Raw genomic sequence first — 13,335 nt, 5'->3', positions numbered from 1 at the left:
GTTCCCGGAAAAGAGCTGATCGGACAGCCACTTACCTATCCCGAACGTCCCCGAAGTCCGAAAATCCTTTCAGCCGAAATCACTTCTCGGATTGTAGGGGTGCCCGTCACGCCACTTTTTCATTAATGCCTCAAGCTCGCCGTCGTTCCCGTCGGGCAGGATAATTCGCGTGGTGACGAAAAGGTCCCCGGCTTCCTCCGCCTTCGGCAGCCCCTTGCCCTTGAGGCGGAAGGTGCGGCCACTGGAGGTGTTCTTGGGCAACGACAGCTCGACCGGGCTGCCGAGCGTGGGCACCCTCACCTTGCCGCCGAGCACCGCCTCATAGAGCGTGATCGGCAAGTCGATCCGCAAGTCGCTGCCCTCGACCTTGAAAAACGGATGCGGCGCGATGCCGATGGTGATCAGGAGGTCGCCCGGCGGATGGCCCGGCGCGGTTTCGCCCTGCCCCTTCAGCCGGATCTGCTGGCCGGCGGTAACGCCGGCCGGAATTTTGACGTTAAGCTCCTTCCCGGTCGGCAAGCGTACGCGCTTCTCTCCGCCGTTAACCGCCTCCTCCAGCGAAACCGTCATGGCGACGTTCACGTCAAGGTCGACGCCGATCCCGCCGGTGTCGAATTCGAAGGTGCGGCCGCCGCCGGAACGCGCCCCCCGCGCCGCCCCGCCAAACATGCTGTTGAGGATCTCCTCGAAACCCGCACCACCGCCGCCGCCGGGACCGCCACCGGTGCGGAACGTATAGGATTCGAATCCGCCGGCCGGCCGGCCGGCGCGGCCACGGGGATCGCCGCCGGGGAAGCCTTGAAAGCGCGGCTTGCCCTCGGCGTCGATTTCGCCGCGATCGAACTGCTTGCGCTTGTCCTCGTCGCCGATGATCTCGTTGGCTGAATTGATCTCGGAAAAACGCGCCGCGGACTTCGGATCGTTGGTGTTGTTGTCGGGGTGATGCTTCTTGGCGAGCTTGCGGTAGGCACTCTTGATCGCCGCAGCGCTGGCGCCCCGCGGCACCCCCAAGACCTCATAGGGGTCGCGCATTCGTCAGGCCTCCTTCACGAGAATTCGGTTATTGAAGCTTAGGGCAAGTCGCCCGCTTTGGCTTTATCTGGTGAGCCAGTTGCATTTCTGCAACGATCCGGCAACCATGACCTGCTGGAAACCTGCAAGACCTCCCGAAAACCTGCATGTGCGATCGTTCAACCCTTGGTCCACGGCTTCAGCGTATGGATCTCCCACCGGCCGTGGCCGGCCTTGCAGGCGGCCCCCTGCAGCCAGCTTTCGGCGCGGCCGTTGACATAGCTCGCCAGGAAATCCCGGCACGTGCGGCCATTCTCGGCGGAATAGGCCTGGGTCAGGGGCGTCACCGAACCGCGCGCGCCGGTCTCCGGGTTGGCCCAGGGCTGGCTGGAATCCCGGTCGCCCTTGGTCAGCACGTCGGAGGCGGCGGTACGGGCAAAGGCGAGATCGCTTTCGGTCGGCTCCGGCGACCTGGCCAGTGCCCCCGTGACGTCGCCGTCCATCCTGGCATAGGCGGAATCGGTGCGGGACAGGCTGCAGCCGGTCGAGCCGAGGCCGATCAAAATCAATGTCACGGCAGCGCCGGTCGGCCCGATCGCCAATAGGCCAACGCGTCCCCATGCCCTATATAGGGCGAGCCCGTAGCCGGGCTGCAAAGCGCGCTGGGACGCGAACAGACGCAACTGGAACTCCTGACATGACGGACACAACCTCCATTGAACACCCGGCACCGTTAACATCAGGTGATTTTACCACCGCCGAGGACCCGTTCGCGCTGTTCGGCGCCTGGTTCGCGGAGGCCGTGAAATCGGAGCCCAATGATCCCAACGCGATGGCGCTGGCAACCGTCGATAGCGACGGCTTGCCGGATGTCCGGATGGTGCTGATGAAAGGTTATGAGGCGGATGGTTTCGTGTTCTACAGCCACGTCGCCAGCCAGAAGGGCCGCGAACTCGCTGCAAACCCCAAGGCGGCCCTGCTGTTCCACTGGAAATCGCTCCGCCGCCAGGTCCGCATCCGCGGCCAGGTGTCGGCGGTAACGGAGGCGGAGGCCGACGCCTATTTCGCCACGCGACCGAAGCAGGCCCAGATCGGCGCCTGGGCCAGCAAGCAGTCGCAGCCGCTGGAGAGCCGCTTCGCCTTCGAGCAGGCGATCGCGCTGGTCGCCGCCAGGCATATCGTCGGCGAGGTCCCGCGGCCGCAGGGCTGGAGCGGCTGGCGTATCGCGCCCCTGCGCTTCGAATTCTGGCATGACCGCCCGTTCCGGCTGCACGACCGCATCGAATTCCGCCGCGACGCGCCCGCCGGCGCCTGGTCCAAGATCAGGCTTTATCCCTAGAGCGAGATGACTTTTCTTCGAATCGTCATCTCGCTCTTGTTCTTTGTTTGAGCATGATCTTCGGACTCACTTTTCCGGATCATGCTCGGGCCGGACGTCATGGCCAGAGTAGAAAGCTGCGAGAAAGTCTGAATGTCCTCTTCCTCCAACGCGCCGCGCCGCACGCTGCTTCTGACCGGAGCCAGCCGCGGCATCGGCCATGCCACCGCGATCCGGTTTTCCTCGGCCGGCTGGCGCGTCATCACCTGCTCACGGCACGCCTTTCCCGAAGCTTGCCCCTGGGGCGCGGGCCCGGAGGACCACATCGAAGTCGACCTCGCCGATCACGACGACACCACGCGGGCAATATCGGAAATCCGCACGCGGCTCGACAATGACGAGCTGCACGCGCTGGTCAACAATGCGGCGATCTCGCCGAAAGGCCCGGGCGGAAGCCGGCTCAGCACCATGGATACCGATATCGAAACCTGGAGCCACGTGTTTCGCGTCAACTTCTTTGCGCCGATCATGATGGCGCGCGGGCTGATCGAGGAGCTGAAGGCCGCCAGGGGCGCGGTGGTCAACGTCACCTCGATCGCCGGGTCGCGCGTGCATCCCTTTGCGGGCGTCGCCTACGCGACCTCGAAGGCGGCGCTGGCCTCCCTCACCCGGGAAATGGCGTCCGATTTCGGCCGCGTCGGCGTCCGCGTCAATTCGATCGCCCCGGGCGAGATCGACACTTCGATCCTGTCGCCGGGCACCGACAAGATCGTCGAGGAAAAGATCCCGATGCGTCGGCTGGGCACGCCGGACGAGGTCGCCAAGATCATCTATGTGCTGTGCACGGAAACCAGTTCCTACGTCAACGGCGCCGAAATCCACATCAACGGCGGCCAGCACGTTTAGAGCATGATCCGGAAAAGTGTGCAGCGTTTTCCGAAAAGATCATGCTCAAACAAATAGCTAAAGCGGTATGACGATTCGAAGAAAAGTCATTCCGCTTTAGGCCCGCGCGACCGCCATTCCGGGACACGCGTCCTTGCGCGGACCCGGAATGATAACAAGCCGTCTACTCCGCGTAGAATTTTCGTGGCGCCGACGCCTCGATGCCGGACGCGCTGGAGCATTCGTCCTCGATCTCGCCGTCCGCCAGCCTCGCGCCGCAGTGCCGGCAAAGCCGCGTCGCGAACGCCCGCGCCTCGCCGGCGGCGCGACCCTGCCGGTAGTGCGCAAGGTCGATGACGTTGCGTGGCGACATTATGAGTTTCTCAACCATGGCATCCTCGCGGCCTGAGACAGCTTTATCGCAGACAAGTTTCGATCATTCGTTCAGCGCACCGCTCAAATTTTAGCGGTGAAGTTGAGATGCGGTTCGCCCGTCGGAAACCAGTCGGCAATCTACAGCCACTTCTTCCACCTGAACAGGAAATAAGGCAGCACGGCCGCCGTCAGCATCATGGCCAGCGCCATCGGGTAACCATGCACCCACTCTAGCTCCGGCATCACCTTGAAATTCATGCCGTAGATCGAGGCGATCAGCGTCGGCGGCATCAGCACCACCGCCATCACCGAGAACAGCTTGATGATGTTGTTCTGCTCCAGGTTGACGACGCCGAGCATGGCGTCGAGCGTGAACGTGATCTTGTTGGAGAGATAGGAGGCGTGGTCGGTCAGGGAAGCGACGTCGCGCTGCATGGTCTTGAGCTGCTCGCGCATGTCCTTGGACCATTTGACCCCCTCCACGACCGCCGACAGGAAGGTGACGACACGGCCGATCGAGACCAGGCTCTCGCGGACTTTCGAGACCAGATCGCCCTTGCGCCCGATCGTGATCAGGATCTGCGAATACCGTTTGGCCTCGCCGTGGCGAGCGCTTTCGGGCTCGAAAATGTCGTGGGAAACCTGGTCGACCTCGGCGCCCGCGCGCTCCAGAATGTCGGCGCAGCGGTCGATCACCGCGTCGAGCAGTTCCATCAGCACCATCTCGCCGGATATGCCGGCCATGCAGGATCGCGCCAGCTTGTGCTCGACCAGGACAAACGGCCTCGGCTCGTCATAGCGCACCGTCACCAGGCGATGGCCGGCCAGGATGAAGGTAACGGCCGTGGTCCTGGGCATGTCGGTATCGGAATGGCACATCAGCGTCGCGGTCATGTAGCGGGCGCTGTTCTCGATGTAGAGCCGGCTGGAAATCTCGATTTCCTGCATGTCCTCCCGGGTCGGCACCGCGATCCCCGCCAGCCGTTCCACCGCACGGTCCTCCTCCGGCGTAGGCTTGACCAGGTCGATCCAGACCGCGCTTTCAGGCAAAACGGGCGGGTCGGCGGCGGGTAGTTTTCTAAGGGTGGCTTCAGCGGGCACATACACCGACAACATGGAACAACTCCGGACAACGCGGACCGGAAATCGGCCCAGCGGTACTAAACCCGATTCTGGCAATCGGCGCATGACCGGCCGGACAAGGCCAGGCTTTTGGTAACGTGGTGGCGTCCCGCCGCCCCCCGATTGGTCGCTGGGGCGGCGTTTTTGCCTGAAAATCCGCCACGAGCCGCAAGGCTTGCGGCACAAAAGCCACAACCAGCGCTTTGCAACACCGGGCCAGACCGCGAACACTGGAATGATCGGCGATTTGCCGATATTGAGTTTAATGGAATCGTCGCGTTTTTGGCGCAGGATCGTTGCCGCGAACGTGAGACTTTCGATTGGAAGTATACCATGTCGTCGCTCAAGATAATCTTCGGGGTCCTCGCCGGCTTGATGCTGTCCGGCTGCATGCAGGCCACCACCTATCAGGCCGCGCCCGAAGCCACGCTCAAACCAAGCGACAAGGCCCAGCTTGCCAAGGCGCGCTACGCCGCGGTCGCCCCGGCTGAACCGTTCCGGCGCGCCATCGTCGACTACCACCGCAAGGAGATGCCGGGCACGATCGTGGTCGATTCCGACAACCACTATCTTTATCTGGTGCAGGACGGCGGCAAGGCGATCCGCTATGGCGTGACCGTGGGCGAAGACGCCCTGGCGTTTTCCGGCATTGCCCGCGTCGGCAACATGGCCGAATGGCCGAAATGGACTCCGACCGCCGACATCCACAAGCGGATCGAGGGCCTGCCGGCGTCGGTGCCGGGTGGCGTCGACAATCCGCTTGGCGCCCGCGCGCTATATCTTTACCAGGGCAACCGCGACACGCTGTTCCGCATTCACGGCACCAACCAGCCCGAATATATCGGCGCCTCGATCTCGTCGGGCTGCATCCGCATGACCAACGAAGACGTCATCGATCTCTACAGCCGGGTCAAGCTCGGCACCGTGGTGGTCGTCCTCGAACCCAAGCAGGGTGATTCGCCGTTCAATTCCAAGATGGCGCTACAGGGTGCGGGCGGCGCCGGCCCGATGCTGCATTAGCGTTCAGCCGATCACGTCGGCGAGATCACGGCAGCGACGGAATGGAAGGCGTCGGTTTGGCTTACCGACGCTTTTTTGCTGTAGCGCCCGGCGAACGGTTGTCGGCGCCGCCCGGAGCAGGCGCGTCACCCGCCGACTTTCCGGCATCCTGTCTGCCGTCATCTTCTTTTGCATCGCCTGATTTGGCGGCGACCTCGCGCGGCGGGGCGTCGTCGGGTCGATCTGCCGGCATAAGAGGCGCGACCTGCGGCAGCGGGTCCCATACGTTCCACTGGCAGATCCGGTAATTGCCGCGCCGCTCCACCAGGTCGAGATGAATGTGGTCTTCATGGTACCAGTCCGAGCCCGGGCCGAGCACCGTCGGGAATCGCGCGCAGGCGGAGCGAAGCACGGCCTCGCGGAACTCGCGCGGTACGGCGCGATCGGTCAGCGAGATCAAGCGGCCGTCGGCGAGCTTGAAGGCGCGAACATCGATCGCGTTGGCGCGGCCATGTTCGGACAGTCGGGCGCCCGCGATCCGGTTGCGGCCCCGGCATTCGTAGGAGTCGAAATTATCCAGATCGGAAACGGTGCTGCCGAGACCTGACGCCAGCGGCGCAATGTCGTTTCGGATCCAGTCGGCCAGCGCCGAGGCCATGCTACAGCGCAGGATTGCCGCCGGCTTGACCGACACCCGCCGCTGGTCCGGCAGCACGATCGCCTCCAGCCTCACCAGGTCCTCGCCGCCGCAGCCGCCGGCGCCACGGATATCGGGGATGCTGGGCGCAATGGCGATCGCCTCCGTCAGCGCCAGCCGGCATGCCGATTCTGGCGGCGGTGCCGAGGCGGCCTGTTCATCGGACTTGTCGGCCTCCTTTGGCGCAGCCTGCTGCTCGCCGGCGGCCGGCCGCCCGGACCCTGCAGGCGGCGCCTCGGCCGGGCGCGGCTTTGGCAGCGGCACCGCCGCGCGCCGCGCCGCCTTCGCTGGCCGCGACGACGCGGCGCCGGACAGGTCGAGAGGACGGGACGCTTTCGCTGCGAAGGCCTGCCCGATGGGCATGCCGGGAACCAGCAGCGCCGACGCCGCGGTAACCATTGCCGCGGCGAGGACGCCAAAGGCCCCAGAAAGCCATTTTCGGCTTGCTTTCTCCGCGTTAAAGTTCATTTCAATTCCATGACCTTACGCCGCACCCTTGATGCTTTTTTGCGGATCGCGGCGGCAAACCATGATCGGGAGGAAGTGCGTATGCTCGGATTGATGCAAGACTGGCCTTTGCTGTGCCACCGGATCATCGAACACGCGGCGAAGTATCATGGCACGCGGGAAGTGGTCACGCGGTCGGTCGAGGGTCCCATCCATCGCACGAATTACGCCGAAATTCATGCCCGCGCGCTGAAAGTATCGCAACGACTCGATCGCGACGGCATCAAGCTCGGCGACCGTGTCGCCACCATCGCATGGAACACCTGGCGCCATCTCGAGGCCTGGTACGGCATCATGGGGATCGGCGCGATCTGCCACACCGTCAATCCGCGGCTGTTCCCGGACCAGATCGCCTGGATCATCAACCACGCGCAGGACCGCGTGGTGCTGATCGACGTCACCTTCGTCCCGATCGTGGAAAAGATCGCCGCCAACCTGCCTAGCGTCGAACGCTATGTCGTGCTCACCGACAAGGCTCACATGCCGCAGACCACGCTGAAAAACGCGGTCGCCTACGAGGACTGGATCGGGGAAGCGGACGGCAAGTTCAAATGGAAGGATTTCGACGAGAACACCGCCGCCGCGATGTGCTATACGTCGGGTACGACCGGCGATCCCAAGGGCGTGCTGTATTCGCATCGCTCCAACGTGCTGCACGCGCTGATGGCCAACAATGTCGACGCTCTCGGCACCAGCGCCGCCGAGACAATGCTGCCGGTGGTGCCATTGTTCCATGCCAACAGCTGGGGCATCGCCTTCTCCGCGCCATCGATGGGCACCAAGCTCGTCATGCCCGGCCCCAAGCTCGACGGCGCATCGGTCTATGAGCTGCTTGACACCGAAAAGGTCACCCATACCGCCGGCGTGCCGACCGTATGGCTGATGCTGCTCAACCACATGGCGGCTGGAAATCTGAAGTTACCGCACCTGAGGAGCGTGGTGTGCGGCGGCTCGGCGATGCCGCGCTCGATGATCAAGGCGTTCGTCGACATGGGCGTTCGCGTCCGCCACGCTTGGGGCATGACCGAGATGAGCCCGATCGGGACCGTCGCGGCGCTGAAGCCGCCGTTCGCCACGCTCACCGGCGAGGAGCGGCTCGACATCCTGCAGACCCAGGGCTATCCCCCGTTCGGCGTCGAGATGAAGATCACCGACGATTCCGGCAAGGAACTGCCCTGGGACGCCAAGACCTTTGGCCGTCTCAAGGTCAGCGGGCCTGCGGTCGCCAAGGCCTATTTCCGGGTCGACACCGAGATTCTTGACGACGAGGGCTTCTTCGACACCGGCGACGTCGCGACCGTCGACCAGCATGGCTACATGCGGATCACCGATCGCTCCAAGGACGTCATCAAGTCAGGCGGCGAATGGATATCGTCGATCGAGCTGGAAAATCTCGCGGTCGGCCATCCCGCGGTGGCGGAAGCCGCCGTGATCGGCGTCTATCATCCCAAATGGGACGAGCGTCCGCTGCTGATCGTCCAGCTCAAGCAAGGTGAGAAGGCGGCACGCGAGGACATCCTGAAATTCATGGATGGCAAGATCGCGAAATGGTGGATGCCTGACGACGTCGTCTTCGTCGACGGCATCCCCCACACCGCGACCGGGAAGATCCTGAAGACCGCGTTGCGCGAGCAATTCAAGAGTTACCGTTTTCCGAACGCTGCGGCCTGAGCGGACCGCCGCCGGACGACCATGATTCGGCCCAAGCCGGACCGGATCATGGTGCAGCGGGCGTGAACCGCCCCGTGCTTTGCCCGGCGGGTGTTGCCCGGCAAAGCTTGAAATTCGCCGCCGGCCATGGTCTCAAGCTGCCAGCTTGCGGCCCGACCCGATCGTCGGCGAGACCGACACCCAACCGGCAGATTTCACCGATGGCACGAAGGTTCTCGGCTCCCTACCAGTCGGAGCCCCTGTCCAGCCTCGCCACATGGTCGCGCAATCTTGCCATCTTCTCCGCGGTCGCGGTGGTGGTTTCGATCCTGATCGTCCGCTTCGGTTTCCTGGAGATGAAGCCGGCGCTGGCGACGTTCTTCGGCGCGCTTGCCTGCGCGGTTCTCTCCATCCTGGTTGGCCTCGCCGCGTTTGCCGCGATCTGGCAGAACGGATCGCGCGGCATGGGCCGGATCCTGCTGGCGTTCCTGATCAACGCCGTCGTGCTCGCCTACCCGGCCTATCTCGGCCTGCAATACCGCAAGCTGCCAAAAATCTACGACATCACCACCGATCCGATCGATCCGCCGCGTTTCGAGGCGCTGGCGCGGCTGCGCAGCGGCGACGGTGCCAATTCCGCGGTTTATGCCGGACTCTATTCGGCCGAGCAGCAACGGCTGGCCTATCCCGAGATCGAAACCGTGGAACTCGACGCGCCGCCGCAGCGCGCCTATGAGGTCGTGCTGCAACTGGTCGCCAAGCGCAAATGGCTCGTGATCGACGAACGCCCGCCGCAGCCACCGCGCCGCGTCGGCCGCATCGAGGCGGTGGCGCGAACGCCGATCATGGGATTCCGCGAGGACGTCTCGATCCGCATCACGCCGGACGGCGAGGATTCGCGCGTCGATATCCGCTCCTCGTCGCGCTATTTCGAAAGCGACCTCGGCAGCAACGCCGCGCGCGTGAGCAGGCTGATCGAGGACATCAACAGCGCAGTCGATAGCGCCAAGCCGGCGACCAAGAAGCCGCAAGCCCCGGTCAAGGGCCAGGCCAAGACAGTGAAGAAGTGACCGCAGGTCATTCCGGGATGCGCAAAGCGCAGACCTCAGATGCGCAATTACGCATCGGGGAATCTCGAGATTCCGGATTCGACACTTCGCCCCGGAATGACCGTTACGCCAATCTGTAGCTGCCACCAATCACCGGGTCGCCTTCGGTCGCGACGATGCCGCGCGAGACCAGGTCTTCCAGATGGGCCAGCACGGAATAGCCGGCGGCGCCGGTCAACCGCGGGTCGAGGCCGATATAGATCGCGCGCACCATGGTCGGAATATCGGTTTCGCCCTTGGCCAGCCGATGCAGGATTGAGGCTTCGCGGGCCTGGCGGTGCCGGGTGAGAAAACGGACATAGCGCGGGCCTTGCGGAATCTCCGGGCCGTGGCCCGCGAAATACAGATCCTCGCCGCGGGCCTCGAGCCGCGCCAGCGAGGCCATGTAGTCGATCATCGACCCGTCCGGCGGGGCGACGATCGAGGTCGACCAGCCCATCACGTGGTCACCGACGAAATTGATCTTGCGCTCGGCCCAGGCGAACGCGAGGTGGTTGGCGGTGTGGCCGGGGGTCGCCACCGCCTCAAGCGCCCAGCCGGCGCCCTCGATGACGTCGCCGTCGGCGACCTCGACGTCCGGGCGGAAGTCGCGGTCGGCGCCAGATTCCGGGTTGTGCTTCTCGCTCTCGAAACGCGGCCGCGAGGCGCGGTGTGGCCCCTCGGCATAGACCGGGGCGCCGGTCGCGGCCTTGATCCGCGCGGTGTTCGGCGAGTGATCGCGATGGGTATGGGTGACCAGGATATGCGTGACGGTCTCGCCGCGCACGGCGTCCAGCAGCGCCTTTGCATGCGCTTCGTCGTCCGGCCCGGGATCGATGATCGCGACCTTCCCTTGGCCTACGATGTAGCTGACCGTGCCGGTGAAGGTGAACGGGCTCGGATTGTCGCAGAGAACCCGCCGCACGCCGGGGCGCGCTTCCTCGACCACGCCGGGGCGAAGCGGAAAATCGCGGTTGAACGGGATGTCGTCGTTGTCGGCCATCGGGAATTTCACTCCAACGTCATTCCGGGGCAGGTCCGGTAGGATGGGTAGAGCGCAGCGAAACCCATCCTGCAACGCATGCCGGACGGCAAGATGGGTTTCGCTGCGCTCTACCCATCCTACGCTGCCGGGATGGCGCGCCCTTACGAAAACGCTTGAATGCCCGTGATCGCCCGGCCCAGGATCAGGGCGTGGACGTCGTGGGTGCCTTCATAGGTGTTCACCGTCTCCAGGTTGGCGGAGTGGCGCATCACCTGGTATTCGATCTGGATTCCATTTCCGCCATGCATGTCGCGGGACGTGCGGGCGATGTCGAGCGCCTTGCCGCAATTGTTGCGCTTGACGATTGAGATCATCTCCGGGGCCATCTTGCCCTCGTCCATCAGCCGGCCGACGCGCAGCGAAGCCTGAAGCCCGAGCGATATTTCGGTCTGCATGTCGGCGAGTTTCTTTTGCACCAGCTGCGTCGCCGCCAGCGGGCGGCCGAACTGCTTGCGGTCGAGCGTGTATTGCCGCGCGCGATGCATGCAGTCCTCGGCCGCTCCCATCACGCCCCAGGAAATGCCGTAGCGGGCGCGGTTGAGGCAGCCGAACGGCCCCTTCAGGCCGGAGACATTGGGCAACAGCGCGGTTTTCGGCACCACCACGCCGTCCATCACGATCTCGCCGGTGACGGAAGCGCGCAACGAAAGTTTGCCGCCGATCTTCGGCGCCGACAGCCCCTTCATGCCTTTTTCGAGGATGAAGCCGCGGATCTGGTTGTCATGTGCGGCGGACTTGGCCCAGACCACAAAGACGTCGGCAATCGGAGCATTGGATATCCACATTTTGGTGCCGGTGAGCCGGTAGCCGTCGGCGACCTTTTCGGCACGGGTCTTCATCCCGCCGGGGTCGGAGCCGGCGTCCGGCTCGGTCAGGCCGAAACAGCCGACCCACTCGCCGGTGGCGAGCTTGGGCAGGTACTTCTTGCGCTGGTTCTCGTCGCCATAGGCGTAGATCGGGTGCATCACCAGCGACGACTGCACCGAATTCATCGAGCGGTATCCGGAATCGACGCGCTCGATCTCGCGCGCCACCAGGCCGTAGGCGACGTAGCTGGCGTTGGCGCAGCCGAATTCTTCCGGCAGCGTGATGCCGATCAGGCCGAGTTCGCCCATCTCGTTGAAGATTTCGCGATCGACGGTTTCCTCGAGATAGGCCTTGGTGACGCGCGGCAACAGCTTGTCCTGCGCATAGGCGCGCGCGGTGTCGCGGATCATGCGCTCGTCCTCGGTGAGTTGCTCGTCGAGCAGGAACGGATCATCCCACTGGAAAGCCGTTTCAGTCGGCTTGTCCTTGGCCTGCGGGCGCACGCTCATGAAAATCCCTTTCGTATCACTTTCTTCCTGGAACCTATCCACCAAATTAGTGCGCTATCGGTGGAAGCGCAATGTTCTGAACGTGATTCCGGGACGCATCGAAGATGCGAGCGTCAGGTGAGCCCCTGCGCGCGCGATTCCGGGTCTGGTGCCTGCGGCCATCCCGCAATGACTGCGACCTATCCTTCCAATTTCTTGTTGGAGACGATCTCGATGCCGAAGCCGGACAGTCCCTTGTAATCATGCACCGACGACGTCAGGTTGACGATCGAGGTGATGCCAAGGTCGCGCAGGATCTGCGCGCCGACCCCGACCTCGCGCCACTGCCGGTTGCGATCGGCTTCCGCCGACTTCTGCTCAGCCACCGGCTCGACCGGGACGCCGGCCGCGCCATCGCGCAGATAAACCAGCACGCCGCGGCCGGCTTTCCTGAAATGGTCAAGCACGATCTGCATCCGCGCCTGACCGGTGAAGAGGTCCTTGACGATGTTGGGCTTGTGCAGGCGCGTCAGCACGTTCTTGCCGTCGCCGACGCCATTATAGACGAAAGCCGCATGGGCGATCTCGTCGAACGGGGAACGGTAGGCATAGCCCTGCAGCGGCCCGATCGGGCTGTCGGTGGTGAAGGTCGCGACCCGCTCGATCAGCTTCTCGCGTGCCTGACGATACGCGATGAGGTCAGCGATCGTGACATGCTTGAGCTTGTGCAGGGCGGCAAAGCGCGCGACCTGCTCGCCCTTCATCACGGTGCCGTCGTCATTCATCAATTCGCTGATGACGCCGACCGGCGGCAGACCAGCGAGCTTGCACAGGTCGACCGCCGCCTCGGTATGGCCCGAGCGCAGCAGCACGCCGCCGTCGCGGGCGATCAGCGGAAAGATGTGGCCGGGCCGGGCGAAATCGTTGGCGCCGGCGTTGGGGTTGGCCAGCGCGCGGCAGCACGAGGCCCGCTCTTCCGCCGAAATGCCGGTACCGCCGTCGGGCTTGTAGTCGATCGAGACCGTAAAGGCGGTGGTGTGGCTGGAATCGTTGTGGGCCACCATCGGATCCAGCCGCAGCCGACGGGCGTCTTCGGCGGTGATCGGCGCGCAGACGATGCCGGAGGTGTGGCGGATGATGAACGCCATCTTCTCGGCGGTGCAGAGCGAGGCGGCGACGATCAGGTCGCCCTCCCCTTCGCGGTCCTCGTCGTCGGTGACGACGACCAGTTCACCATTGGCGAAGGCTTGCAGAACTTGCTGGATGGTATCGGCCATTTCTCGAAAATCTCGCTATGTACAAATGCATTAGCCGGACTCATGGGCCCGCGCCAGCGTCAATCC

13 protein-coding genes are annotated in these 13,335 nt (G+C 64.1%); 5 read left to right on the top strand and 8 right to left on the bottom strand.

The window, feature by feature from the left end; all coding sequences use genetic code 11:
- Positions 1-69 precede the first annotated feature (69 nt).
- Positions 70-1,032 carry a J domain-containing protein gene (locus tag Q0D31_RS12255; protein ID WP_291850581.1) on the bottom strand — a complete coding sequence of 321 codons (963 nt, stop codon included), beginning with the start codon at positions 1,030-1,032 and terminating at the stop codon, positions 70-72.
- Between the two features lie 158 nt (positions 1,033-1,190).
- Complete coding sequence (locus Q0D31_RS12250) at positions 1,191-1,586, bottom strand: RT0821/Lpp0805 family surface protein (protein WP_366518515.1); 396 nt, start codon at positions 1,584-1,586, stop codon at positions 1,191-1,193.
- A gap of 122 nt (positions 1,587-1,708) precedes the next feature.
- Here Q0D31_RS12250 and pdxH point away from each other — a divergent pair, with 122 nt between their 5' ends.
- Together pdxH and Q0D31_RS12240 are read left to right on the top strand one after the other, a co-directional pair.
- Complete coding sequence (gene pdxH / locus Q0D31_RS12245; RefSeq protein WP_291850574.1) at positions 1,709-2,350, top strand: pyridoxamine 5'-phosphate oxidase; 642 nt, start codon at positions 1,709-1,711, stop codon at positions 2,348-2,350.
- A gap of 132 nt (positions 2,351-2,482) precedes the next feature.
- Positions 2,483-3,235, top strand: a complete 753-nt coding sequence (locus Q0D31_RS12240) for an SDR family oxidoreductase (protein ID WP_291850571.1) — start codon at positions 2,483-2,485, stop codon at positions 3,233-3,235.
- Between the two features lie 163 nt (positions 3,236-3,398).
- On the opposite strand, the gene Q0D31_RS12235 is transcribed toward Q0D31_RS12240, so the two are convergent.
- Positions 3,399-3,605, bottom strand: a complete 207-nt coding sequence (locus Q0D31_RS12235; protein WP_291850568.1) for a hypothetical protein — start codon at positions 3,603-3,605, stop codon at positions 3,399-3,401.
- Between the two features lie 122 nt (positions 3,606-3,727).
- Positions 3,728-4,705: a magnesium transporter CorA family protein gene (locus Q0D31_RS12230; RefSeq protein ID WP_291850565.1), complete on the bottom strand. Its 978-nt coding sequence runs from the start codon at positions 4,703-4,705 to the stop codon at positions 3,728-3,730.
- A gap of 339 nt (positions 4,706-5,044) precedes the next feature.
- Here Q0D31_RS12230 and Q0D31_RS12225 point away from each other — a divergent pair, with 339 nt between their 5' ends.
- Positions 5,045-5,731 (top strand): L,D-transpeptidase, encoded by a 687-nt coding sequence (locus Q0D31_RS12225; protein ID WP_291850562.1) that lies wholly within the window; start codon positions 5,045-5,047, stop codon positions 5,729-5,731.
- A 61-nt stretch (positions 5,732-5,792) separates the two neighbouring features.
- Here the strand turns inward: Q0D31_RS12225 and Q0D31_RS12220 are convergent, their stop codons facing one another.
- Complete coding sequence (locus tag Q0D31_RS12220; RefSeq protein ID WP_291850559.1) at positions 5,793-6,875, bottom strand: extensin family protein; 1,083 nt, start codon at positions 6,873-6,875, stop codon at positions 5,793-5,795.
- An 81-nt stretch (positions 6,876-6,956) separates the two neighbouring features.
- On the opposite strand from Q0D31_RS12220, the gene Q0D31_RS12215 reads away from it, so the two are divergent.
- Positions 6,957-8,585, top strand: a complete 1,629-nt coding sequence (locus Q0D31_RS12215; RefSeq protein ID WP_291850556.1) for a fatty-acid--CoA ligase — start codon at positions 6,957-6,959, stop codon at positions 8,583-8,585.
- Between the two features lie 200 nt (positions 8,586-8,785).
- On the top strand, positions 8,786-9,634 hold the full coding sequence (locus Q0D31_RS12210) for a DUF1499 domain-containing protein (RefSeq protein WP_291850552.1): 849 nt from the start codon (positions 8,786-8,788) through the stop codon (positions 9,632-9,634).
- A gap of 103 nt (positions 9,635-9,737) precedes the next feature.
- Here the strand turns inward: Q0D31_RS12210 and Q0D31_RS12205 are convergent, their stop codons facing one another.
- From Q0D31_RS12205 to ribB, 3 genes are all read right to left on the bottom strand, one after another.
- Positions 9,738-10,655, bottom strand: a complete 918-nt coding sequence (locus Q0D31_RS12205) for an MBL fold metallo-hydrolase (protein WP_291850549.1) — start codon at positions 10,653-10,655, stop codon at positions 9,738-9,740.
- 143 nt (positions 10,656-10,798) lie between these two features.
- Positions 10,799-12,013 carry an acyl-CoA dehydrogenase gene (locus Q0D31_RS12200; protein ID WP_291850546.1) on the bottom strand — a complete coding sequence of 405 codons (1,215 nt, stop codon included), beginning with the start codon at positions 12,011-12,013 and terminating at the stop codon, positions 10,799-10,801.
- A 179-nt stretch (positions 12,014-12,192) separates the two neighbouring features.
- Positions 12,193-13,269: a 3,4-dihydroxy-2-butanone-4-phosphate synthase gene (gene ribB, locus Q0D31_RS12195; protein WP_291850543.1), complete on the bottom strand. Its 1,077-nt coding sequence runs from the start codon at positions 13,267-13,269 to the stop codon at positions 12,193-12,195.
- Between the last annotated feature and the right edge of the window lie 66 nt (positions 13,270-13,335).

Origin of the sequence: Bradyrhizobium sp., from assembly GCF_022844465.1 — a bacterium.
Lineage (GTDB): Bacteria > Pseudomonadota > Alphaproteobacteria > Rhizobiales > Xanthobacteraceae > Bradyrhizobium.
The sequence above is the reverse complement of the archived record's forward strand: the minus strand, read 5'-3'. Positions and strand labels throughout refer to the sequence as shown.

What these genes read in the sequence shown, in the direction of transcription:
- Q0D31_RS12215 (WP_291850556.1), top strand. Translation starts at nt 6,957, where the DNA reads ATGCTCGGATTGATGCAAGACTGGCCTTTGCTGTGCCACCGGATCATC.
- Q0D31_RS12220 (WP_291850559.1), bottom strand. Translation starts at nt 6,875, where the DNA reads ATGAACTTTAACGCGGAGAAAGCAAGCCGAAAATGGCTTTCTGGGGCC.
- Q0D31_RS12255 (WP_291850581.1), bottom strand. Translation starts at nt 1,032, where the DNA reads ATGCGCGACCCCTATGAGGTCTTGGGGGTGCCGCGGGGCGCCAGCGCT.
- Q0D31_RS12200 (WP_291850546.1), bottom strand. Translation starts at nt 12,013, where the DNA reads ATGAGCGTGCGCCCGCAGGCCAAGGACAAGCCGACTGAAACGGCTTTC.
- ribB (WP_291850543.1), bottom strand. Translation starts at nt 13,269, where the DNA reads ATGGCCGATACCATCCAGCAAGTTCTGCAAGCCTTCGCCAATGGTGAA.
- pdxH (WP_291850574.1), top strand. Translation starts at nt 1,709, where the DNA reads ATGACGGACACAACCTCCATTGAACACCCGGCACCGTTAACATCAGGT.
- Q0D31_RS12240 (WP_291850571.1), top strand. Translation starts at nt 2,483, where the DNA reads ATGTCCTCTTCCTCCAACGCGCCGCGCCGCACGCTGCTTCTGACCGGA.
- Q0D31_RS12225 (WP_291850562.1), top strand. Translation starts at nt 5,045, where the DNA reads ATGTCGTCGCTCAAGATAATCTTCGGGGTCCTCGCCGGCTTGATGCTG.
- Q0D31_RS12230 (WP_291850565.1), bottom strand. Translation starts at nt 4,705, where the DNA reads ATGTTGTCGGTGTATGTGCCCGCTGAAGCCACCCTTAGAAAACTACCC.
- Q0D31_RS12235 (WP_291850568.1), bottom strand. Translation starts at nt 3,605, where the DNA reads ATGGTTGAGAAACTCATAATGTCGCCACGCAACGTCATCGACCTTGCG.
- Q0D31_RS12205 (WP_291850549.1), bottom strand. Translation starts at nt 10,655, where the DNA reads ATGGCCGACAACGACGACATCCCGTTCAACCGCGATTTTCCGCTTCGC.
- Q0D31_RS12210 (WP_291850552.1), top strand. Translation starts at nt 8,786, where the DNA reads ATGGCACGAAGGTTCTCGGCTCCCTACCAGTCGGAGCCCCTGTCCAGC.